The 22824-nt window shown below is 69.2% G+C and carries 19 protein-coding genes, 1 rRNA gene, 1 pseudogene and 1 riboswitch; of the genes and pseudogenes, 6 read left to right on the top strand and 15 right to left on the bottom strand.

All coding sequences use genetic code 11. The annotated features are described in order from the left end of the window. Window positions 1-87: 87 nt before the first annotated feature. Window positions 88-714 carry a PadR family transcriptional regulator gene (locus AB0I52_RS27470; protein WP_363076985.1) on the bottom strand — a complete coding sequence of 209 codons (627 nt, stop codon included), beginning with the start codon at window positions 712-714 and terminating at the stop codon, window positions 88-90. A gap of 161 nt (window positions 715-875) precedes the next feature. Here AB0I52_RS27470 and AB0I52_RS27465 point away from each other — a divergent pair. Together AB0I52_RS27465 and AB0I52_RS27460 are read left to right on the top strand one after the other, a co-directional pair. After that, window positions 876-1444 (top strand): annotated as a pseudogene (locus tag AB0I52_RS27465) (DinB family protein). Window positions 1445-2018: 574 nt separating this feature from the next. After that, window positions 2019-2840: a PhzF family phenazine biosynthesis protein gene (locus AB0I52_RS27460; protein ID WP_363076983.1), complete on the top strand. Its 822-nt coding sequence runs from the start codon at window positions 2019-2021 to the stop codon at window positions 2838-2840. 110 nt (window positions 2841-2950) lie between these two features. Here AB0I52_RS27460 and AB0I52_RS27455 read toward each other — a convergent pair whose 3' ends face one another. Beyond that, window positions 2951-3730: a CPBP family intramembrane glutamic endopeptidase gene (locus AB0I52_RS27455; RefSeq protein WP_363076981.1), complete on the bottom strand. Its 780-nt coding sequence runs from the start codon at window positions 3728-3730 to the stop codon at window positions 2951-2953. Window positions 3731-3916: 186 nt separating this feature from the next. Between AB0I52_RS27455 and AB0I52_RS27450 the strand changes: the two genes are divergently transcribed. Continuing rightward, window positions 3917-5704, top strand: coding sequence for a substrate-binding and VWA domain-containing protein (locus tag AB0I52_RS27450; protein WP_363076979.1), 1788 nt, complete (start codon window positions 3917-3919; stop codon window positions 5702-5704). 48 nt (window positions 5705-5752) lie between these two features. Here AB0I52_RS27450 and AB0I52_RS27445 read toward each other — a convergent pair whose 3' ends face one another. After that, the gene (locus tag AB0I52_RS27445) at window positions 5753-7258 is read right to left on the bottom strand and encodes a glutamate-cysteine ligase family protein (RefSeq protein WP_363076977.1); all 1506 of its coding nucleotides are present in this window, start codon (window positions 7256-7258) and stop codon (window positions 5753-5755) included. Between the two features lie 482 nt (window positions 7259-7740). Here AB0I52_RS27445 and AB0I52_RS27440 point away from each other — a divergent pair, with 482 nt between their 5' ends. Beyond that, window positions 7741-8334 (top strand): hypothetical protein, encoded by a 594-nt coding sequence (locus tag AB0I52_RS27440; protein WP_363076975.1) that lies wholly within the window; start codon window positions 7741-7743, stop codon window positions 8332-8334. A 318-nt stretch (window positions 8335-8652) separates the two neighbouring features. Continuing rightward, the gene (locus AB0I52_RS27435; RefSeq protein ID WP_123528417.1) at window positions 8653-8859 is read left to right on the top strand and encodes a DUF5999 family protein; all 207 of its coding nucleotides are present in this window, start codon (window positions 8653-8655) and stop codon (window positions 8857-8859) included. Between the two features lie 88 nt (window positions 8860-8947). On the opposite strand, the gene gcvP is transcribed toward AB0I52_RS27435, so the two are convergent. Continuing rightward, window positions 8948-11833 carry an aminomethyl-transferring glycine dehydrogenase gene (gene gcvP / locus AB0I52_RS27430; RefSeq protein WP_363076973.1) on the bottom strand — a complete coding sequence of 962 codons (2886 nt, stop codon included), beginning with the start codon at window positions 11831-11833 and terminating at the stop codon, window positions 8948-8950. A gap of 194 nt (window positions 11834-12027) precedes the next feature. After that, window positions 12028-12124, bottom strand: a riboswitch (glycine riboswitch). Between the two features lie 114 nt (window positions 12125-12238). Here gcvP and AB0I52_RS27425 point away from each other — a divergent pair. Beyond that, window positions 12239-12607, top strand: a complete 369-nt coding sequence (locus AB0I52_RS27425; protein WP_363076972.1) for a PRC-barrel domain-containing protein — start codon at window positions 12239-12241, stop codon at window positions 12605-12607. Here AB0I52_RS27425 and AB0I52_RS27420 read toward each other — a convergent pair. From AB0I52_RS27420 to rrf, 11 genes are all read right to left on the bottom strand, one after another. Next, the gene (locus AB0I52_RS27420; protein ID WP_363076970.1) at window positions 12532-13995 is read right to left on the bottom strand and encodes a DNA polymerase IV; all 1464 of its coding nucleotides are present in this window, start codon (window positions 13993-13995) and stop codon (window positions 12532-12534) included. The genes AB0I52_RS27425 and AB0I52_RS27420 overlap by 76 nt on opposite strands. A gap of 93 nt (window positions 13996-14088) precedes the next feature. Continuing rightward, window positions 14089-14706 carry a MerR family transcriptional regulator gene (locus AB0I52_RS27415; protein WP_363076968.1) on the bottom strand — a complete coding sequence of 206 codons (618 nt, stop codon included), beginning with the start codon at window positions 14704-14706 and terminating at the stop codon, window positions 14089-14091. A 167-nt stretch (window positions 14707-14873) separates the two neighbouring features. Next, complete coding sequence (locus AB0I52_RS27410; RefSeq protein WP_006123076.1) at window positions 14874-15347, bottom strand: bifunctional nuclease family protein; 474 nt, start codon at window positions 15345-15347, stop codon at window positions 14874-14876. Between the two features lie 53 nt (window positions 15348-15400). Then, window positions 15401-16144: a MerR family transcriptional regulator gene (locus tag AB0I52_RS27405; RefSeq protein ID WP_363076966.1), complete on the bottom strand. Its 744-nt coding sequence runs from the start codon at window positions 16142-16144 to the stop codon at window positions 15401-15403. Between the two features lie 40 nt (window positions 16145-16184). Then, window positions 16185-16964, bottom strand: coding sequence for an FHA domain-containing protein (locus AB0I52_RS27400; RefSeq protein ID WP_363076964.1), 780 nt, complete (start codon window positions 16962-16964; stop codon window positions 16185-16187). 190 nt (window positions 16965-17154) lie between these two features. Beyond that, complete coding sequence (locus AB0I52_RS27395) at window positions 17155-17946, bottom strand: DUF881 domain-containing protein (RefSeq protein ID WP_363076962.1); 792 nt, start codon at window positions 17944-17946, stop codon at window positions 17155-17157. Between the two features lie 5 nt (window positions 17947-17951). Then, window positions 17952-18284 (bottom strand): small basic family protein, encoded by a 333-nt coding sequence (locus AB0I52_RS27390; RefSeq protein ID WP_003970459.1) that lies wholly within the window; start codon window positions 18282-18284, stop codon window positions 17952-17954. Beyond that, window positions 18281-19204 (bottom strand): DUF881 domain-containing protein, encoded by a 924-nt coding sequence (locus AB0I52_RS27385; RefSeq protein WP_363076960.1) that lies wholly within the window; start codon window positions 19202-19204, stop codon window positions 18281-18283. The genes AB0I52_RS27390 and AB0I52_RS27385 overlap by 4 nt, the downstream gene beginning before the upstream one ends. Window positions 19205-19357: 153 nt before the next feature. Further along, on the bottom strand, window positions 19358-21853 hold the full coding sequence (locus AB0I52_RS27380; protein ID WP_363076958.1) for a mannose-1-phosphate guanyltransferase: 2496 nt from the start codon (window positions 21851-21853) through the stop codon (window positions 19358-19360). 113 nt (window positions 21854-21966) lie between these two features. Continuing rightward, complete coding sequence (locus AB0I52_RS27375) at window positions 21967-22575, bottom strand: CDP-alcohol phosphatidyltransferase family protein (protein ID WP_362961926.1); 609 nt, start codon at window positions 22573-22575, stop codon at window positions 21967-21969. 145 nt (window positions 22576-22720) lie between these two features. Further along, window positions 22721-22824 (bottom strand): 5S ribosomal RNA (rrf, locus tag AB0I52_RS27370); the annotation flags it as partial.

The raw sequence follows: 22824 nt of genomic DNA, 5'->3' as shown, positions 1-22824 counted from the left end.
CAGACCGCGCACCAACGCCGAAGGGCCCCGCGGGACATCCGCGGGACCCTTCGGCGTACAGCTCCCCAAGTCTTCGCACCGGCCGGCTCAGTGCTCGTCGGCGAGGATCAGGTAGAGCTTCTTGCGGGCGTCGTTGATGACCGCGAGCGCCTTCTCGCGCTGGTCGGCCGATCCGGTCTTCCAGACCTGGCCGAACGCCTCCATCAGGCCGAAGCCGGCCTGCCGGATCTCGTTGACACCCTCCCAGTCGACGCCGCGGCCGGCCTCTTCCCAGGGTGCCTCGGGGCCCGACTCCGCCTCGGTGCGGCCGGTGTCGGTCAGCGTGAACAGTTTCTTGCCGCCCTCGCTGGCACTGACGATCAGGCCCTCGTCCTCCAGGAGCTGGAGGGTCGGGTACACCGAGCCGGGACTGGGCCGCCAGGCCCCGCCGCTGCGCTCGCCGATCTCCTGGATCATCTCGTAGCCGTGCATCGGCCGGTCCTTCAGCAGGGCCAGGATCGAGGCACGTACGTCACCGCGGCGCGCCCTTCCCCGGCCGCCGCCCCGGCCGCGTCCGCCCCCGAAGGGGCCACCGCCGAAGGGTCCGCCGCCGAACGGCGGACCGAACTGCCCGAAGGCCGCCCGGCGCCCCTCGAAGTCGCCCCGTCCGCGCTCTCCCGGCCCACAGGGGCCGTGTCCGTGTCCGTGTCCATGCTCATGTCCGTGTGAACGCATCACTGCACTCCTTCTATCGTCGATCTGTCGCGATGCGTCAACGATATATCGGAACCGATCGCTTAAGGAACCCCTTACGGGAAATATTCGGGACCTGTGCCAGTGGAGGATGACCGCAGACGGCGACGATCACTCGCTCGACGGGTCTGTAGTGTGCGGCAATGACAAGAAGCGAGCGGCTCGCGGAGCAGTTGGACTGGTACTGGCGCAAGAACCTGCGGCCACGGCTGGACGGCCTTACCGACGAGGAGTACTTCTGGGAGCCGGTGCGCGGCTGCTGGAGCATCCGCCCACGTGGCACGTCGGCTGCACCGATGTTGAAAGGCTCGGGGGAATGGACGATGGACTCCGCGTCCCCTGCCCCGGCGCCGGCACCGGTGATGTGACCACGATTGCCTGGCGGCTGGCGCACATCATCGTCTCGTGCCTGGGCTATCGGGTCGGATGGTACTTCGGCGGCCAGGACGTCGACTCCCAGACATTCGCCTACGCGGGGACCGCTGACGAGGCGCTGAAACAGCTCGATGAGATGTATGGGAAATGGAACGCGGGGGTCCGCGAGCTCTCGGACGCCGACCTGGACAATCCGCCCACGGTGGGTCCCGAGCGGTTTCCCGTGGAGAACAGGGTCCTGCACGTCAACAGGGAGCTGATCCATCACGGCGCCGAGATCTCCCTGCTGCGCGACCTCTACCGCTGGCAGGACGGAGCCGGACCGAACCGAATATGACTTTCGGTAACCGGCGATCGAGCTTCGGAAACCTACGTGGAGTCCGTGACGCTCCATGGCTGCCGCCGAGATGCCTCACGATCTTTAACCGCAGTTCTGCGCAGGCAGAAGGCCCTGGCATCCCGGGCGAGCGCCACGCCAGGGCCTTCCAGCTGCATGTTCGAAGTTGACGAAGCTTCCATGAACATCACCAAGGCCGCCTCCACCGCGCTCAACCTTCGGTGAGGCTCCTCAACCTTCCCTACGTTCTTCTTCGGGACAGGACAGCGTCACCTTCCGTCGCCGGCGTCCGGTGCGTCACCGAACTCCTTGCGCTTGCGGACCGAGCGGTGGTCCACGAGCCCGGCCAGTCCGGCCAGTCCGCCAGGGCGGCCTCGCCGAACACACCGACAGGTGCCCCCACCACGTCCCCCGCCCACCTGTACGCCGAAGGTGATCAATCTGCGGTGGCACCCACTAGCGTTGATCATCCTTCAGTGGCAACTGATCAACGATCACCGTCACAGGTCAATTCGGTCCGCCGATCCGGAATTGGCCTTGGCCTGCGGCTTTGCCGGGCACCTACGGTCGGGGCATGAGGATTCGAATCGTCGACGCGTTCACCAACCGCCCCTTCACCGGCAATCCCGCGGGCGTCCTGCTGCTCGGCCCGGAAGGCTTCCCCGGCGACAGCCGGCTCCAGCAGATCGCGGCGGAGCTGAACCTGTCCGAGACCGCGTTCGCACACCCGCTGCCGGCGGGCGGCGCCGCCGACTGGGCGCTGCGCTGGTTCACCCCGGCCACCGAGGTCGACATGTGCGGGCACGCCACGCTCGCCACCGCCCACGTCCTGCACACCACCGGGGCCGCGAGCGGTACGGTCCGCTTCGCGGCGCGGTGCGGGATCCTCACCTCGACCGCCCATCCGGACGGTTCACTCACCCTCGACTTCCCCACCGCGCCGCTGACCCCCGAGGCCACGCCGGAGGGACTGGCCGCCGCGCTGGGCGCGGAGCCCGTGTCCGTGCACGACACGGGCCCGCACACCGGTGACCTGCTCGTGGAACTGGCCGACGAGGCGGCCGTACGAGGGCTGGCCCCTGATTTCGCGGCCCTGACCGCCCACTCGCGGCGCGGCGTCATCGCCACCGCCGCGGCCACCGGCCCGGTCCGCGGCTACGACTTCGTCTCCCGCGGCTTCTTCCCCGCCGTGGGCATCGACGAGGACCCCGTGACGGGGAGCGCCCACACCGCCCTGGCACCGTTCTGGTCGGCCCGGCTCGGCCGGGACGACCTGACCGGCCTCCAGGCGTCCGCCCGGTCCGGGCTGGTCCGCACCTCGCTGCGCGGCGACCGGACACTGCTGACCGGCGACGCGGTGACGGTCCTGGACGGGGAACTGCTCGTCACCCTGTGACGGGCGGGACGGGACGGGAGGAAACGCCGGGAGGGGGCGAGGCGAAACGCCGGGAGGGGGTGTGCGGATCACCCCGCACACCCCCTCCCGGAACCCGGCCCCGCCGCTTCTCACGGGGTGGGCAGCCAGCCCACCTTCCCGGCGAGCAGCGCGTATCCGACGAACGCCCCGATGTCGAGCAGGGCGTGCGCCGCTACCAGCGGCCCCACCCGCTGCCAGCGGCGGTACAGCAGCACGAAGACGACCCCCATCACCATGTTCCCGATGAATCCGCCGATCCCCTGGTACAGGTGGTACGAACCGCGCAGCACCGAACTGGCCACCAGGGCAGCCATGGGCGTCCACCCCAACTGCCCCAGTCGGCGCAGCAGATATCCGACGACGATCACCTCCTCCAGCACGGAGTTCTGGATCGCCGACAGGATCAGGACCGGGAACTTCCACCACACATCGGGCAGCGACTCGGGGACGACCGTGAGATTGAACCCGGCGGCCCGGACCACCAGGTAGAAGGCCAGCCCCGCGCTCCCGATGCCCGCCGCCACCAGCGTGCCGCGCCCCAGGTCCGGCCCCGGCCTGGTCCGGTCGAAACCGATCGCCCGCAGGCCCGTCCCCTCCCTGATCAGCAGATGGGCCACGAGCGCGACGGGCACCAGCGCCGTCGTGATGCCGAAGAGTTGCCAGGCGAGATCCAGCCACGGGCGCCCCGGCACGTACGAGCTGTTCAGCGTCGCCGCCTGCTCCTTCAAACCCCCTGGTTTCGTCAGTGATCCGACAAAACTGATCAGGGCAGACACCCCGCTGGCCCCCAGCGAGAGAGCCAGCACCAACACCGTCTCGGACCGCAAGATCCGTCGTGACACGGCCTCCTGAGGATAAGAATCAGCCACGCGCCCCGCCTCCACCTGTACACCTGCCCTGAGTTGTGCATTCACGTCCCATGCCACTCCCCGCCCCGCTAGGGTCTCGAATACAGGTACGAAGATCATGCGCGACAGGCCGGGGGACGAGCACCATTGCCGATGGTGTGGTCCCCCTTTTTCCTTGTTCATCCTCAAGGAGGGGGCACCACCGACATGGGACGTCACAGCTTGCCCGACGACTACACGGCGGACGGAAGCGGGGACCGTCCGTCGAACCGGCGTCGTACCGTAGCCATCGCCACCACGCTCGTTCTCGCCGTGGCGGCGGGAACCGCGGTAGCGGCCAAAGGCGGCTTGCTGTCGTTCTCGGAGTCCTGCCAGGACTCCGCGGTGCATCTGTCCATGGTGGCCTCCCCCGACATCGCTCCGGCCGTGCGAACCATCGCCGACCAGGCGCGCAAGGACGGCCTCAGATCCGACGGCCACTGCGTCGACGTGGAGGTGGTGGCCCGTGACTCGTACAAGGTCGCCGACGCGCTCGCCGGCGGCACCAGCACGCCGGACTACCAGATGTGGCTGCCGGATTCCGATCTCTGGCTGAGCCGCGCCAAGGGAACCGGCGACGCCGTGCCGGTCACACCGGGCGACTCCGTGGCCTCCTCCCCCGTGGCCCTGGCCACGGTGCCCTCCGCCGCCAAGACCCTCGGCTGGCCGAAGAAGAAATACACCTGGGCCGAGTTGATGGCCTCGGCGACGGAGGCCGACAAGGTACGGCTGGGCTCCGCCGACCCGGCGCGCAGCGCCACCGGCCTGCTGGCGCTCACCAGCATCGGCGCGTCCTCCGACAAGCAGGGCGGGGACAGCGACACCAGGGTCGCGGCCACCGCCAAGCTCCTCGCCCAGCGGATGTCCGACAGCGACACCCAGGTGCTCGGGACACTCGCCGGAGACGGCTCGGGCGCCGAGGAGGGCAATCCGGCCCGCAACCAGGCGGTGCTGCTCTCCGAGCAGGCCGCGTTCGCCCACAACGCCGGGGCGACCGGGGACGGGAAACTGGACCTCTTCTACCCCACGGACGGCACCCCGCTGCTCGACTACCCGTTCACGCTGGTCAACGAGAACAAGCTGGGCACCGACGAGAGCCGGGCGGCACTGCGGTTCATGACCCTGCTGACCGAGGAGGGCGCGCAGCGCACGCTGGAGGAGCACGGCTTCCGGACCACCGACGGTACGGCGGGCGCGCAGCTGGTCGCGTCGGCCGGCGGCAAGTCGCCCCAGCCGTACGCCGCCTCACCCGCCTCCGCACCGTCCGACGACACGCTTCAGGAGACGCTCGGCATGTGGACGATCACCGTGCAGAGCGCGCGGCTCACCACGGTCGTCGACGCCTCGGGTTCGATGGCCACGATCGTGCCGGGCCGCAACCAGTCCCGGATGGACGTCACCAAGGCGTCCCTGATCGAGGCCCTCAACCAGTTCACGCCGAATGACGAGATCGGCCTCTGGGAGTTCGCCACCAGGCTCGACGGCGACAAGGACTACCGCCGGCTGGTGGCGACCAGCCGGCTCGGGGAGCAGGCGAAGGGCGGCGGCACCCACCGGCAGAAGCTATCCGCCGCGTTCTCGGCCCTGCAGCCCGTGCCGGACGGTGCGACCGGGCTGTACGACACCACGCTGGCAGCCTACAAGGAGGCGCAGCGCACGTACGTGAAGGGCAAGTTCAACGCCGTGGTGATCCTCACCGACGGCTCGAACCAGGACGACCGTTCCATCTCGCGCAGTGCCCTGATCGCGGAACTCAGACGGATCGCCGACCCGGAGCGCCCGGTTCCGCTGCTCGCCATCGCGGTCGGCCCCGAGGCCGACCGCGAAGAGGTGAACGAGATAGCCAAGGTGACCGGTGGCGGCGGCTACCAGGTCAATGACCCGGCCGAGATCCAGGCGGTGATTCTGCAGGCCGTCATGACCGCCGGGCAGAGCGGCCGCGCCGCCAAGGAATAGCGACCGCGAGGCGGGCGGGGTCGTCCCGGACCGGCCCTGCCCGCCCGCTCAGGTTTCCGGGACGCCCACCGGCCAGCTGTGCACGGGCTCGCCGTCCTGCATCAGTTCGCCGTAGCGGCGGGTCATGGCCGCGAGCGCGGCACTCCGCCCCATTCCGGCGTCCCGCGCCCGGTGATAGGTGTCCGCCTGCCAGGACGCCCCGTTCGTCCGCCGCTTGCAGCGCTCCTCGATGATCCCGAGGTAGCGGTCGCGGTCCGCGGGCTCGATGTTCCACGCGTCGAGCCCGGCGGCCGCCAGCGGCAGCAGTTCGTCCCGTACGAGTTTGACGACCGGCACCCGGGTCAGCCCGGCGGAGCGGCCGGGCCGGGGCCAGAGCAGCTCGGCGTCGATGCCCCGGCGGCAGGCGGTGTCGAAGTTCTCGGCCGCGGCGGCGAACGGCATTCTGGTCCACACCGGGCGGGACTCCTCGGCCAGGGCCCGCACGAGCCCGTAGTAGAGCGCGGCGTTGGCCATCACGTCGGCGACGGTCGGCCCCGCGGGCAGCACCCGGTTCTCCACCCGGAGGTGGGGGACACCGTCCGACAGCCCGTACACCGGCCGGTTCCAGCGGTAGACCGTGCCGTTGTGCAGGACGAGTTCCTGGAGCCGGGGCACCCCGCCCTCGTCGAGGACCCGCAGCGGGTCCTCCTCCTCACAGATGGGCAGGAGCGGGGGAAAGTAGCGCACGTTCTCCTCGAAGAGTTCGTACGCCGAACCGATCCAGCGCTCCCCGAACCAGGTCCTGGGACGCACCCCCTGGTTCTGCAGTTCGGGCGGCCTGGTGTCCGTGGCCTGCTGGAAGAGCGGCGGGCGCGACTCCCGCCACAGCTCCCGGCCGAACAGGAAGGGCGAATTGGCTCCCAGGGCCACCTGGACCGCGGCAACGGCCTGCGCGGCGTTCCACACATCCGCGAACCGTTCCGGGGTCACCTGCAGGTGCAGTTGGACCGAGGTGCAGGCCGCCTCCGGCGCGATCGACCCGGAGGTGCAGACCAAGCGCTCCACACCTTCGATATCAAGGGAGAAATCCTCGCCGCGCGCCGCCACCATTTGGTCGTTCAGCAGCGCGTAGCGGTCCACGTCGGAGAGGTTCGCGCGGACCATGTCCCCGCTGCCGAGCGTGGGCAGTATTCCGATCATCACGATCCCTGCGTCGACCTCCCCGGCCTTGCGGTCGGCATATCCGAGGCCGGTCCGCAACTCTTCGGCCAGCTGGTCGAGAACACGCCCGGCCAGGTGGTGGGGAACAATGTTCACTTCCAGATTGAACATCCCGAGTTCTGTCTGGAAATCCCGGCTCGCGATGCGCTCCAGTACCTGTCCATTCAGCATCCTCGGCATACCGTCGGAGCCCGCGAGATTCAGCTCGATCTCCATGCCCATGAGGTTGCGCGGCCGGTCGAATCTCCGCTCCGCCAGGAGCCTCCCCAGCCCCTCCAGGCACTGGTGGAGCTTCCGCCGGTACCTCTGCCGATCGGACAGGTCAAAGGCGCCCGCCACGACCTTCTCCCCCATCGAAGTGTCCCTCCTCGAGTGGGCAGCCCGCGGCCCAGGCCGCTCGCGTCACGATCGATAATGCCCAGACGGGGTGATCCATAACGCCCCGCGCAGGGTGCACAGCCGCTAATCTGATGACCGCAGCCGGGGGCACATTCACTCGGCATGACGCAGTGCGCAGTTTCCGCCGTTCGGCCCTGGCTGAATGCACCGACGCGTTTCGGCCTACCGCGTCACAGGAAAAACCCGAGGCGGCAGCTGTGCCGCTCGCACCGAATCAGCATAATCTCCGCATAATAAAGTCCGGATACCGTCTTGCCGGCAATAGTCGTGGCGGCTAGTGGAATCACCGCGTGAACACGTGTCGTATAAACTCCGCGGACGAGGCAGAGAGTTGACGCACCGGCTCAGTCACCGGCCTCCTCTGGCCCCGCACGCCGACAGCGCCGTCTGCACCCACCCACGCTCCACCGTGTCTCCGAAGTGAGAGGCGACCCACTATGCCGCTGCATGTTCCTCCGGCTCCCGCGCCCGCGCTGAGAAGCGTACTCGCGGCGCTCGGTTCACCCACCGCGGTCCGCGAGGCCCGTACCCCCGCCCTGCGGTCCGCCCAGGGGCCTCTGAGCCCCGAACACCCACTCCCCGTCCATGTGCTGGACCGCATCGGAGCGGGCGGGCTCACACCCACCACCCGGCTCGCCGCCTGGCGCTTCCAGATCCGCGGCGCGGAGCGGGCGGTCGCCGCGGCGGACACCATGCTCACCCCCGACGGCTGGACCTTCTCGCACTTCTTCGAGGGCCCCTACATCGCCTCGACCGAACTCGCCCTGCGCCAGGCGGAGGCGGCGAGCACCCACTACCAGCCGAGGCTGCTGTCCATTCCCGAGCTCTACATGCTGGCACTGTGGCTGCACGAGGACACCGAGGCCGACGCGTCCGGCGGGTCCCCCGCCGCGGCCGATCTGCTGGTACCGCTGGCTCCCGCCCCACCGGGCATCGCGGCACACCGTCCGCACCGGGTCGCCGATCTGCTTCCTGTGATCACCACCCGCATCACACCCGGCCCCGGCCCCCTGCTCGGCTCCCCCGCCTGAGCCCCGGCCGCCCCCCACTTCACCGTGCCCCGCCACCGATTCCGGTGGCGGGGCACGGTGCTGCGGGGGGGCACATCCGGTCCCCGTCCGGACTAGCCCCATCCGGCCACCCCGAACCACCCGAAGTGACAGGGAAGTTGCGTTGAACCGTCCGGCTGGGTGATGCGTCATGAGAGGAGAAGAAGCGCTGCCGCGAAATCCCTGCGGATTGACGCCCGTGGGGCAACACTGGGACCGGACCGATCGATACGGGGGGCGGCCATGAACACCTCTTCAAGCCGCAGGACACTCAACTCAACGCAGCGAAAGAACCCAGCCATGTGTCAGCACCAGCCACCCTGCCCCACAGCCGACTCAGCCGACCGGGAAGCCGCCCGCCTGGTGGCGCACCATCCGGAACAGGGCTGGAGCCTGCTGTGCAACGGCGTCCTGCTCTTCGAGGACACCGGTGAGCTGCTCCCGGACGGGCAGATCATCGCACCGCACCGGCCGCTGGGAACGGGCCGGGTGATGAAGGCCGCCTGACCGCGGCAGGTACGGACAGGGGCCGGCCCGGAGAGATCTCCGAACCGGCCCCGGCGCAGTTCCGCCTCGCACGAAGGCGTCGGTGTCGTCAGTTGTCGTACTCGTCCAGCGGCGGGCAGGAGCAGACGAGGTTGCGGTCACCGAACGCACCGTCGATCCGGCGCACCGGCGGCCAGTACTTGTCGGCGGCGGTGACCCCGGCCGGGAAGACCGCCACCTCACGGCTGTAGCCGTGCGCCCAGTCGCCGCCCAGCGCGGCCGCCGTGTGCGGGGCGTTGCCCAGCGGGTTGTCGTCCGCGCCCCACTCGCCGGAGGCCACCTTCTCGATCTCGCCGCGAATGGCGATCATCGTGTCGCAGAAGCGGTCCAGCTCCGCGAGGTCCTCGCTCTCGGTCGGTTCGATCATCAGCGTGCCCGCGACCGGGAACGACATGGTCGGTGAGTGGAAGCCGTAGTCGATGAGCCGCTTGGCCACGTCGTCGATGCTGACGCCGGTCGCCTTGGAGATCGGCCGCAGATCCACGATGCACTCGTGCGCGACCAGACCGGCCGGGCCGTTGTACAGGATCGGGTAGTGCGGCTCCAGCCGCTTGGCGACGTAGTTGGCCGCGAGTACGGCGACCTGCGTCGCACGCTTCAGGCCCTCCCCGCCCATCAGGCGTACGTACGCCCAGGAGATCGGCAGGATGCCCGCCGAGCCCCACGGAGCGGCCGAGATCGGGCCGACCCCGGTCTCCGGACCGGCGGCGGGCTGCAGCGGGTGGTTGGGCAGGTACGGCGCCAGGTGCGCGCGCACACCGACCGGGCCGACGCCGGGGCCGCCGCCGCCGTGCGGGATGCAGAAGGTCTTGTGCAGGTTCAGGTGCGAGACGTCGCCGCCGAAATGGCCCGGCTTGGCGAGACCGACCAGCGCGTTGAGGTTGGCGCCGTCGACGTACACCTGGCCGCCCGCGTCGTGCACCTCGGCGCAGATGTCGGCGACGTGCTCCTCGAAGACACCGTGCGTCGACGGGTAGGTGATCATGAGCACGGCGAGCTCGTCGCGGTACTGCTCGATCTTGGCGCGGAGGTCCTGGATGTCGACCTCGCCGTCGTCGGCGGTCCTCACCACGACGACCTTCATGCCTGCCATCACGGCACTGGCCGCGTTGGTGCCGTGTGCGGAGGACGGGATCAGACAGACGGTCCGCCCCTCGTCGCCGTTGGCACGGTGGTACGCCCGGACGGCCAGCAGCCCCGCGAACTCCCCCTGCGAGCCGGCGTTCGGCTGGATGGAGACCGCGTCGTAACCGGTGACCTCGGCGAGACGCTCCTCCAGCTCATGGATGAGCGTCAGGAAGCCCTGGGCCTGCTCGGCCGGCGCGAAGGGGTGCAGCGCGCCGAACTCGGGCCAGGTGATCGACTCCATCTCGGCGGTCGCGTTCAGCTTCATGGTGCAGGAGCCGAGCGGGATCATGCCGCGGTCCAGCGCGTAGTCACGGTCGGCGAGCCTGCGCAGGTAGCGCAGCATCGCGGTCTCGGAACGGTGCTGGTGGAAGACGGGGTGGGTCAGCACGGAGTCGGTCCGCAGCAGCTGCTCGGGCAGCGCATCGGCGGTCGTGGCGTCCAGTGCGTCGATGTCACCCGTGACGCCGAAGGCCGCCCAGACGGACGCGATCTCCGTACGGGTGGTGGTCTCGTCGCAGGCGAGCGAGACGAGGTCGGCATCGACGAGCCGCAGGTTCACGCCGCGCTCGCGGGCGTCGGCGACGACCTCCGCGGCCCTGCCGGGTACCCGGACGGTGAGCGTGTCGAAGTGGGAGCCCGTCACGACGTCGGCACCGGCGGCGCGCAGGCCCTCGGCGAGGATCGCGGCGTAGCGGTGGGTACGCCGGGCGATCGTCCGCAGCCCGTCCGGGCCGTGGTAGACGGCGTACATGCCGGCCATCACGGCAAGCAGCACCTGCGCGGTGCAGATGTTGCTGGTGGCCTTCTCGCGGCGGATGTGCTGCTCGCGGGTCTGGAGGGCCAGCCGGTAGGCCTTGTTGCCGTCCGCGTCCACGGAGACGCCGACGAGGCGGCCCGGCAGGCTGCGCGCGAACTTCTCGCGCACGGCCATGAAGCCGGCGTGCGGTCCGCCGAAGCCCATCGGCACACCGAAGCGCTGCGTGGTGCCCACCGCGATGTCCGCGCCGAGCTCGCCGGGCGAGGTGAGCAGGGTGAGCGCCAGCAGATCGGCGGCCACGGTCACGATCGCGCCGAGCTCGTGGGCCTGCTCGATGACGGGCCTGAGGTCGCGCACGGCTCCGGAGGCGCCCGGGTACTGCAGCAGCACGCCGAAGACGCCGCCCTCGGCGATCTCGGCCGGGATGCCGTCGGTGAGGTCGGCGACGACGACCTCGACACCGGTCGGCTCGGCACGGGTCCGGATCACGGCGACGGTCTGCGGGAGGGCGTCCTGGTCGACCAGGAAGACGCCCTTCTTGACCTTGCCGACGCGCCGCGCCAGCGCCATCGCCTCGGCGGCGGCGGTGCCCTCGTCGAGCAGCGAGGCGCCGGAGGTGGGCAGCCCGGTCAGGTCGGCGACCATCGTCTGGAAGTTCAGGAGAGCTTCGAGGCGGCCCTGGGAGATCTCCGGCTGGTACGGCGTGTAGGCCGTGTACCAGGCGGGGTTCTCCATCACGTTGCGCAGGATCACCGGCGGGGTGAACGTGCCGTAGTAGCCGAGCCCGATCATCGGGGCCAGCACCTGGTTGCGGTCGGCGAGCGCGCGAAGTTCGGCCAGCACCTCGGCCTCGGTACGGGCCGTCGGCAGCTGAAGCGCCTCGGTGCTCCGGATGACATCGGGCACCGCGGCCGCGGTGAGCTCGTCGAGCGAGCCGTAACCGACCTGGGCGAGCATCTTCGCCTGCGCCGCGGCGTCGGGACCGATATGACGCTGCTCGAACGGAATGCCCTGTTCCAGCTGGGAGAGCGAAGTGCGACGGGGGGTCATGGTGGAGGCCTCCTGGTCTGTCACGACCTGCGAGGGGCACCACGGCGCGGGGTGCCCGAACGGCCTCCCCCTCTGTCATCTCAACCTGAGAGCTTCACCGGTGCCCACTGCACGCACCGGTTTTCACCGTCGGTGAGGGAGAGATCCGCCTCGGCCCACGGCCGTGCGGAACCCGCCCTGCTTTCCAGAGTGACCTCGTCCGTGCGGTACGGGGGCCTGAGAGATTCCGGGGAGGATTTGCTCCTTCGGCGCCTCCGGATTCGCTCCGGAGGACTCTCCCGCACGGGGTAAGCAGCCACTCTCCAGCCTACCAGCGGGGTTCCCGGCGGAAATCTCGAGTGGCCAACCCCACGGTTGTGCACTTCTGTGGTTCCTGTGGAGTAGCCGCGACCAGTGGGAGGGTCCGTGCAGACCGACATCGATCCGCGCAACCTGATCGGCCGCAAGGCGTTCGACCGCGAGGGCACCAAGATCGGAACCGTGGACGAGGTGTACCTCGACGACGCGACCGGCGTGCCGGAGTGGGCGGCCGTACGCACCGGCCTGTTCAGCCGGGACGCCTTCGTCCCGCTGGAACCCAGCGAGTTCGAAGGGGACGCGCTGCGCGTCCCCTTCGACCGCGCACTGATCAAGAACGCTCCCGACTTCGGGGTCGGCCGGCATCTCTCGCCGGAACAGGAGCTCCAGCTCTACCGGCACTACGGTCTGGACTCCCCGCCCGAGGAGATCGGCCCGGACCGGGACTTCGGCAGGCTGGCCGGCCAGGACGAGTAGTCGGCCGGATCCCGCACGAGCGGCAGCGGATCGGCCGGCTGGAGTTCCGGATCGTCGATCCGGAACGTACGCACCCGGCCGGGAGCCGATTCCGGCTCCTCGAAGCGCACCGTCACCCGGCCGACGCCGCTGCCCTGCACCCAGCCGTGGCCGTGGACGTCGTGCCGCACGTCGTGCCCGGCCGGCCAGCGGCGGGCGGCGAGCTGTTCGGCGCTCTCCTGCTCCGGCTCCTCGGGCTCCGGCCCGCCGTCGACCGTACCGCCCCCCGCGCTGTCGGTGGTCCCGGCGGCGGTGCGCTCGGCCGCGGTGCGCTCGTCGGCCGCCTGCGCGAACAGGTCCTCCTGGGTGTAGTCGGCGAGCCCGGTGACGCCCACTCCGAGCAGCCGCACTCCCCCGGTGGTGTCCACGGACTCCAGGAGCCGCGCGGCGGCCTCCCGGACCACCGTGGGGTCGTCGGTGGGGCCACGCAGCGTCTCGGACCGGGTCAGGGTGGAGAAGTCGTACCGCCGTACCTTCAGCACCACGGTCCTGCCCGAGCGCTCCGCCGCCCGCAGCCGCTGGACGCACCGGTCCGCGAGCCGCTCCACCTCGCTCCTGACCCGGACCCGGTCGTGCAGGTCCGTGTCGAACGTGTCCTCGACCGAGACCGATTTCGCGTCGCGCTCGGCGACGACCGGCCGGTCGTCATGGCCGGACGCCATCCGGTGCAGTGAGCCGCCGTGCGCCTTGCCCAGCAGCCGTACGAGCTCCGCCTCGCCCGCCTCGGCCAGGTCGTTCACCGTGGTCATCCCGGCGCGCCGCAGATGGTCCGCGGTGGCCGGGCCGACCCCGGGCAGCGTGCGGACCGGCATGGGCGCGAGCAGATCCCGCTCGGTGCCCGGCGCTATCAGCAGGATCCCGTCGGGCTTCGCCTCCTCCGAGGCGATCTTGGCCAGCATCTTGGAGCCGGCGAGGCCGACGGACCCGCTCAGTCCGGTGACCGCCTCGATCGCCTCCCTCAGCTGCTCACCGATCGCCAGCGCGGAAGCCGTGTCGTCCGCGGTGCCGCCGGCCTCCAGGTCGACGAAGGCCTCGTCCAGGCTCAGCGGCTCCACCAGCGGTGACAGCCGGCCCAGCAGCTCCATGACCTGGTCGCTCACGGTCCGGTACAGCGCGAAGCGCGGCACCAGATAGGCGGCGTTCGGCGCCAGCCGCCTGGCCTGCGCCATCGGCATGGCCGAGTGGACCCCGAAACGCCGCGCCTCGTACGAGGCGGTGGCGACGACCCCGCGCGGCCCCAGCCCGCCCACCACCACGGGCTTGCCGCGCAGACTCGGCTTCGCCGCCTGCTCCGCGGAGGCGTAGAAGGCGTCCATGTCCAGATGCAGGATGGTCGGCGCGGCTCTCACATCAATCGATGCTGCCCTACGGCACTGACAATCGCCGGATGGCAACCGCTCGCGGGCCCGGGAAACCCCGGGCCCGGCCGGGCTCGCACCGGCTCAGCCGGCCCGGTTGCGCCGTCGGGCGAGCTCGTCGGCGGGGTTGTTCCCGATCAGCGTCTCGCCGGTGTCCACCCGCTCCCCGTGCAGCTGCGACAGCGCGGCGTCGACGTCCCGCCAGACCACCCCCACGGCGATGCCGAAGACGCCCTGACCCCCTTGGAGCAGCTCCACGACCTCGGCGGGCGAGGAGCACTCGTAGACGGTCGCCCCGTCGCTCATCAGCGTCATGCGTTCGAGGTCCTGGAAACCGCGGGCCCGTAGGTGCTGGACCGTGGTGCGGATGTTCTGGAGGGCCACCCCGGTGTCGAGGAAGCGCTTCACGATCTTCAGCAGGACGACGTCCCGGAAGCTGTAGAGCCGCTGTGTGCCCGATCCGTACGCGGGACGGACGCTCGGTTCGACGAGGCCCGTGCGAGCCCAGTAGTCGAGCTGGCGATAGGTGATCCCCGCCGCCGCGCATGCCGTCGGCCCGCGATAGCCGATGTCCTTGGCCGATGCCGCGCCGTCCCCCGCCACCGCAGCCGGCACAGCCGGTTGCCTGATGGTCTGGTCGGCTGTACTCCCCTGCTGCGGATACGGCCCACCCACTGCCGCACCGTCGCCGCTGCTTCTCACGCCGACCTCCGTCCTTGACCTGCCCACTCGAAGGTAGGCAGTCACCCGGGGTGCGTCAACGATCGCCACACTCGGCACGCCGAGTGATAATCACCCTGAGGGTGGTTTCCCGTGACTCTCGACCGGGAAAGGCTTGTCGGATGCGCTGACGGCGCCCCCTTGGGACGTCACTGACTGTTCGTACCGAAGTCCTCCGGCGAGATCTGATCGAGGAACTCCCGGAACTTCTCCACCTCGTCCTCCTGCTCGTCGGGAATCGCGATTCCCGCGTCGTCGAGCACCCCGTCACTGCCGTAGATCGGCGTTCCGGTGCGCAGGGCGAGCGCTATGGCGTCGGACGGCCGCGCACTCACCTCGACTCCGCTCGCGAAGACCAGCTCCGCGTAGAAGACCCCTTCCCGGAGGTCCGTGATCCGGACCTCGGTGAGCTCCTGGCCCACGGCCTCAAGCACATCCTTGAAGAGGTCATGGGTCAGCGGCCTGGCCGGAGCCATGCCCTGCTGAGCGAAGGCGATCGCGGTCGCCTCACCAGGACCGATCCAAATGGGGAGGTACCGGTCGCCTCCCACTTCACGCAGGAGCACGATCGGTTGGTTGGAGGGCATTTCCACCCGGACACCCACAACGTCGAGCTCGTTCACACAGCAACCCTAGGACGTGCTCGGCAGGTTTGGGTAGTCGGGGCCCACTGCGATCAGTGGAGCCTGATCTGGAGCGCGGTCTGCACGAGGGCCGAGTGCAGCCGTACAGAAAGCTCCGCGAGCTCCTTCGCAGTGGCCTCGGCATGGGCTCTGGTCTGCGGATTCCGGTGCCGTCGCAGTGGTGCGACCACCTGTTCGATGAGTCCGGCCTCCCGGTCGGCGGCCGCTCGCATGGCGCGCAGATGCCGCGGTTCCAGACCGAATCGGCCCAGATCCGCCACAAGCCTGGCGACGGCGACCGTCCCGGCGTCGTATCCGCCGTCGGCCGTCGGAACGACCAGACCGTAGGACTCCCACGCGTCGAGGTCGCTCTCGGTGACCTCCGCGGCAGCGAGAAGCTCGGCGCGGCCGATGCGGGCGGCCGTGGCCCGGCCCGTCCCACCGGTCCAACTGCCGTCGGCGAGGTCCCGCTCGCCGTCCGGGGCCGGCAGGGCCACCCGCTCGCCCCTGGCGACGGCGTCCAGGTGCTCGCGGATGACCTTCAGCGGAAGATAGTGGTCCCGCTGCATCCGCAGCACCTGAGCGAGCCGCTCGACGTCGTCGGACCGGAACTTGCGGTAGCCGGAGGGCGTCCGCTGCGGTTCGACGAGTCCCTCCGCCTCCAGGAAGCGGATCTTGGAGATGGTGACTTCGGGAAACTCGTCCCGCAGCTGCAGGAGCACCGTGCCGATGCTCATCGGGCGGTCGTCGGCGGTGGCGGTGCCGTTTCCGGCACCGCCCGTCGGTGTTCTCAGCATGGACCTTCCTGGGGGTCCCCCCGACGGAGTCAGGGGCGGGTCAGATGGCCCGCTGGCTCGCGTAGAAGACCAGCCGGTACTTGCCGATCTGCACTTCGTCGCCGTTGGACAGCGCGACGGAGTCGATGCGCTCACGATTGACGTACGTGCCGTTGAGGCTGCCCACGTCCCCGACCGTGAAGCTGCCGTCGGGGCTCCGGCGGAACTCCACGTGACGGCGCGAGACCGTCACGTCGTCGAGGAAGATATCGCTCTGCGGGTGGCGGCCGGCCGTGGTCAGCTCGCCGTCCAGCAGGAAGCGGCTGCCCGAATTCGGACCGCGCCGCACCACCAGGAGCGCCGAGCCGAGCGGCAGGGCGTCCACAGCGGCCTGTGCCTCGGGCGAGAGCGACGGCGCGGACGACTGACCGGTCACCTCCGCCTCGTAGGCCTCAAGGCCCGAGATGGAGATGGTCGACGTCGTCTCCGAGGCCCGCTCGGGTACCCCGCCCCTCAGCGGCGCGCCGCAGTTGGAGCAGAAACGACTGGCTTCGGCATTGCGGTGGCCGCACCTCGTACAGACCGGCATGGACGAACCCTCCTGCCTCGGGGTGAACCCTCCACCCGTACTTGAGGTTGACGGTTCTCCGAAACCTATGCGGCCGGGACCGGCGGGGTCAACAGACGACGCGCCCGAATTGTCACCCCCCGAACCTGCCACCTCGTCGCGGAAGAGCGGGCGCTCGGAGCCCTGCTCGTCGGCTTGACCATGGCGCGGCGCGCGATGGCGGGCAGCCTCATCGCGTGCACTCTTGCCGAACAACTTCCCAAACAACTTCACGGGCGATTCCCCTTGACCGAAACAGACCCGCCCGTGGGGCAGGACGAACCCTGAATGAACACACCTGCCGACCCGGACATCTTCACAACGTCCGTATCCACTCGACAGTTTCCACCACGCGCCACGATTACGATGCGGCGACCCCCCGCAACCTTCTGCCCGTGTCCCCCGACGCTCACGCGTCCCGGGTTCACGGGGCCGACGACCGAGCGTAGTCAGGCCGCTCCGCCGGTCGCAAGGCGTCCACGACAATGTCGTCGGCCTGCGACACATGCACAGTGGCCTGCTCCTTCTCCAGCGTCTGCACCACGCCGCCCGGGATGTTCAGCGCCGGCTCCAGATCCTGCGGCTTGCCGATGACCTTGAACACGTACGGAGCCGAGATCTTCCGCCCGTCGACCTTGATGGCGCCACCGTCGCCGGAGAAGTATGTATTGGCCACCACCCGCACGCCATTGACCTCGATCGCCTCGGCGCCGGCTGCCCGAAGCTCCTGAAGCGCGTCGAGGAGCTTGTCGGCCTCCACCGCGCCACCCGGGTCGTTGATCGTGAGGGTGATCCCGGGGCCGTGCGCGGCCACGGTGCCCGCGAGGATGCCGAGTTGACGCTCCTTCTCGACCGTCTGCTTGCGTGCCTCCTCCGCCTGGTCGGAACTGTTCTCCAGCTCCGTGCGCTGGTCCTCAAGGCGCTGCTTCTCGTCCTCCAGCCGCTGTGAACGGTCGTCCACCTCGTCGAGGATGCGGACCAGGTCCTCCTGGCGCGCGCCGCGCAGGGCGCTGTTGTCGCTGTTGGACCGCACCTGGATGGCAAGCCCCAGACCGAGGACGAACAGCAGCACCGCGACAATGAGTTGGGCGCGGGTGACCCGTGGCGGCCAGAGCCCGGCGATCAGCCGCTGGCGTCCGGTGAGCTCCTTGGGGGCGTCCACGGGCCGCTCGCCGGGCTGTTCCCGGCCGCCGGTGAATTCTTCGTCGTCGCTCATCGGCCTCAGGCCCGGAAGACGTGACGGCGGATGGCGGCGGCGTTGGAGAAGATCCGGATGCCGAGGACAACCACCACACCGGTGGAGAGCTGGGCGCCGACGCCCAGCTTGTCGCCCAGGAAGACGATCAGGGCGGCCACGACCACGTTCGAGAGGAACGAGACCACGAAGACCTTGTCGACGAAGATGCCGTCGAGCATGGCCCGCAGGCCACCGAAGACGGCATCGAGGGCGGCCACGACGGCGATCGGGAGATAGGGCTCGACCACCGCCGGCACTTCGGGCCGGACCAACAGTCCGACCACGACTCCCACGACGAGGCCCAGTACGGCGATCACGATGTGCCCTTCCCTGTGTCTGCCGCACCACTGCCGGTGTCGGCGGCCTTATAAGGCTCTGCTGTCCGTACGATCAGGCTCGGGGCCGCCGGGAGATTCACCTTCTCCTGGACGGAGATGCCGGTCCTGATGTCGAAGGTGTCCTTCAGTGCCTGCAGGTACTGTCCGTCGGCACTGCCGCGGAAGGCGGCGCTGAGCTTCTTCCCGTCCCCCACCGCGAGCACCGAGTACGGCGGCACCAGCGGTTTGTTGTCGACCAGTATGGCGTCGCCCGCGGCGCGGATCGCCGACAGGGCGGTCAGACGCTGCCCGTTGATGGCGATCGCTTCCGCACCGGACTGCCACAGGCCGTTGACGACCCGTTGCAGGTCCCGGTCCCTGACCCGTCCGGTGTCGGAGAAGCCGCTGGTCTCACGCGGTCCGCCGCCGCCCTGGTCGGTGTTCTTCGCGTCGTCGACGACCAGTTTCAGGCCGGGCCCGTGCACGGGCGTCGCGCCGGAGAGCAGGGCCACCAGTTCCGCCTGGTCCCCACCGTGCTTCTCCAGAGCCTTGCGCTGACGCCTGCCGACATCGTCACGGACCTTTTCGACCTGTGCCTCAAGAGTGTCTGTCGCAGCGGTCTCCGAGTCGATCCGGTCGATCAGTTCCTCGCGTTCCTTGGCGAGGACCGGTGCCGCCACCCGTGCCTGCGCGGCACCCAGGGTGACAACGAGCGCGGCCAGCACCAGGCACGCCGCGAAGCCCAGCTTCGCCTTGAGGGTGCGGGGCATGCCGGCCCGGCCGTCGGCCTCGCGACGAGCCGCTGCCTCGGCGTACCCGTCGTCCAGGCTGTGGTCCATCACATTGGTCAGCAGCGACATGGACGCGTCGGGGCGTGCGGGCGGCGAGGCCGTACTCCGATCGGGGGGCTGCTGCGACATGCCGCACATCGTCGCACGTCGCGGCAGCTACCGCCGAATGGCCCCACCGATGTGCCGGAGCCGTCGGCCGGCGCGGTCCTGCACACCGCGGGAAGCCCGGACCGTCCGGCCACCGCGGGCGGCGTCTCTCCGCCACCGCGGTGGCCGGACGGCTCAGTTGCCCGCGCTGTCGACGATCGCCGACCACTCGTCCAGGAGGGCCTGCGCCGAGGCGTCGTCCGGCCCTTCCGCCCACAGATGGGTGACCGCTTCCGCCCGGTCCGGCAGGACCATCACCCAGCGTCCGTCCGCCTCGACGACCCGCACACCGTCCGTCGTATCGACGTCGCGGTCTCCGGCGGCCTCGACGACACGGCGCATCACCAGCCCCTTCACGGCCCACGGGGTCGCGAGATCGTGGCGCAGGACATGAGCACGCGGGATGCGTGCGTCGATCTGGCTGAGTGTGAGCTGCGTCCTGGCAACCAGCCCGATCAGCCGTACGAACGCGGCCGAGCCGTCGAAGACGCTGCTGAATTCCGGAACGATGAAGCCGCCCCGCCCGTCTCCACCGAAGATGGTGCCTTCCTCGCGTCCGACCCGGGTCAGATCGTCGGGCGATGTCGTCGTCCACTCGACCTGGGTGCCGTGGTACGCGGCCACCTGTTCGGCGACGCGGGTGGTGGTCACCGGCAGCGCCACCCGTCCGCTGCGCCGCTCGGCGGCGACGAGGTCGAGCATGACCAGCAGGGCCCGGTCGTCCTCGATGATCCGCCCCCGCTCGTCGACCAGGGAGAGCCGTTCGCCGACCGGGTCGAACCGGACTCCGAAGGCCGCCCGCGCCGAGGAGACGATCTCACCGAGTCGCACCAGTCCGGACCGCCGGGTCTCGGCGGACTCGGTCGGACGCGATTCGTCCAGGCCGGGGTTGATGGTCAGCGCGTCCACGCCGAGCCGTCCCAGCAGGCTGGGCAGGACAAGTCCCGCGCTGCCGTTGGAGGCGTCAACGACGACCTTCAGCCCGGCGTCCGCGATTCCGCCGGTGTCCACGTTCCGCAGCAGTGATCCGGTGTACGAGTCGAAGACACTGGACGGGAAGTGCAGGTCCCCGATCTCTCCGGGGAAGGCCCGGCGGTATTCCTGCCGCGCGTAGACGCGGTCCAGCTTCCGCTGCTGCGCCTGGGAGAGGTCCGCGCCGCTCGCGTCGAAGAACATGATGTCGACGGAGTCGGGGACGCCCGGCGACGTCCGGATCATGATGCCGCCCGCGCTGCCGCGTGCGGTCTGCTGGCGGGCCACGGGCAGCGGTACGTTCTCGAGGTCGCGGACATCGATGGCGCTGGCCTGGAGCGCCGAGATCACCGCACGCTTCAGCGCTCGGGCACCACGGGAGTGGTCACGTGCGGTGGTGACCGTCGAGCCCTTCTTCAGGGTCGTGGCGTACGCACCGGCCAGCCTGACGGCCAGCTCCGGCGTGATCTCGACGTTCAGGATCCCGGAGACACCGCGCGCCCCGAAGAGGTGGGCCTGTCCGCGCGACTCCCAGATCACCGAGGTGTTGACGAAGGCGCCGGCCTCGATGGTCTTGAAGGGGTAGACGCGGACGTTGCCCTGGATGATCGATTCCTCGCCGACGAGGCATTCGTCGCCGATGACGGCGCCGTCCTCGATGCGGGCGGCGCGCATGATGTCGGTGTTCTTGCCGATCACGCAGCCGCGCAGATTACTGTGATCGCCGATGTACACGTTGTCGTGCACCACGGCCTTGTGCAGGAACGCCCCGCTCTTCACGACGACGTTCGACCCGATGACCGTGTGTTCACGGATCTCGACACCGGCTTCGACCTTGGCGTAGTCGCCGATGTACAGGGGCCCCCGGAGTACCGCGTCGGGATGCACCTCCGCGCCTTCGGCCACCCATACTCCGGGCGAGATCTCGAAGCCATCGATCTCCACGTCGACCTTGCGCTCAAGGACGTCGGCCTGCGCCTTGACGTAGCTCTCGTGCGTACCCACGTCCTCCCAGTAGCCCTCGGCGACATAGCCGTAGATGGGCTTGCCTTCCTTCATGAGCTGCGGGAAGACGTCTCCGGACCAGTCCACGGAGACATCGGCCTCGACGTAGTTGAAGACCTCGGGCTCCATCACGTAGATGCCCGTGTTGACGGTGTCCGAGAAGACCTGCCCCCAGGTGGGCTTCTCAAGGAACCGCTCGACCTGGCCCGCTTCGTCCACGATCGTGATCCCGAATTCCAGAGGATTCGGTACACGGGTGAGGCAGACCGTGACCAGGCCGCCCTTTTCCTTGTGGAAGGCGATGAGTTCGGTGAGGTCGAAGTCGGTGAGCGCGTCACCGGAAATGACGAGGAAAGTGTCGTCCTTCAATGCCTCTTCGGCATTCTTCACGCTGCCCGCGGTGCCGAGCGGTTTCTCCTCGTTGGCATAGCTGAGCTCCATTCCGAGCTCTTCGCCGTCTCCGAAGTAGTTCTTCACCAGAGACGCGAGGAACTGGACGGTCACAACCGTCTCATTGAGCCCGTGCCTCTTCAGCAGCCGAAGCACATGCTCCATGATCGGCCGATTGGCTACGGGCAGGAGCGGCTTGGGCATGCTTGAGGTCATGGGGCGAAGGCGAGTGCCTTCACCACCTGCCATCACGACGGCCTTCATGTCGGAAACGTCCTCCTCGAAGAGACGACGGTCTAGCCGACTTCGCCCATCAGGGCAGCATCTGTGTCATCAGCCGCGGGCCGGCCACGCTGCGCGGCACCGCATCAACAGGCTCAATCGGCTACTGCATCCGCCTTGACAAGCCGGCGGACCTGAACCACGTAGAGGATCCCTGCCCACCAGTAGAGCGTTGTACCCCATACTGCGAACGCCCAGCCGAAAACCGTGGCCAGTGATGCCAGCCAACCACCTCCGTCGCTGAGCAGCAACAAGGGAAACGCGTACATCAGATTGAACGTGGCCGCCTTGCCCAGGAAGTTCACCTGGGGCGGTGGATAGCCGTGACGGCGCAGGATTCCCACCATCACGAGAAGCATGAGCTCGCGAGCGAGAAGAGCTGCGGTGAGCCAGAGCGGGAGGATCTCCCGCCAGGTCAGTCCGACAAGGGTCGAAAGAATGTAGAGCCGGTCGGCGGCCGGGTCGAGCAGTCGTCCGAGGCTGCTGATCTGGTTCCAACGACGCGCGAGCTTTCCATCAAGGTAGTCGCTGACACCGCTGAACATCAGTACCAGCAACGCCCAGCCGTCGCTCTTGGGCCCACCGAACTCAGGGCGGAGAATCAGCCACAGGAAGACAGGCACGCCTACAAGGCGAGCCATGCTGAGGATGTTGGGGATGGTGAGTACCCGGTTCGTCTGAACGCGAGTCTCCTGGACCTCCACCCGGGGGCCTCCTGTGAAGAACGTGCCAATGATGCCCCCTGACCCTACCCTCAGCGCTGGCCGGCAGGTACACAGGGGTACCGAGAACAACCGGAACGCAGAAAAGCCCCGTGCCACAAGGGCACGGGGCTTAACTATAAAAGGAGTTCGGCGACGTCCTACTCTCCCACAGGGTCCCCCCTGCAGTACCATCGGCGCTGAAAGGCTTAGCTTCCGGGTTCGGAATGTAACCGGGCGTTTCCCTAACGC

This window comes from Streptomyces sp. NPDC050423, from assembly GCF_040655445.1.
Taxonomy (GTDB): domain Bacteria; phylum Actinomycetota; class Actinomycetes; order Streptomycetales; family Streptomycetaceae; genus Streptomyces.
The sequence above is the reverse complement of the archived record's forward strand: the minus strand, read 5'-3'. Positions and strand labels throughout refer to the sequence as shown.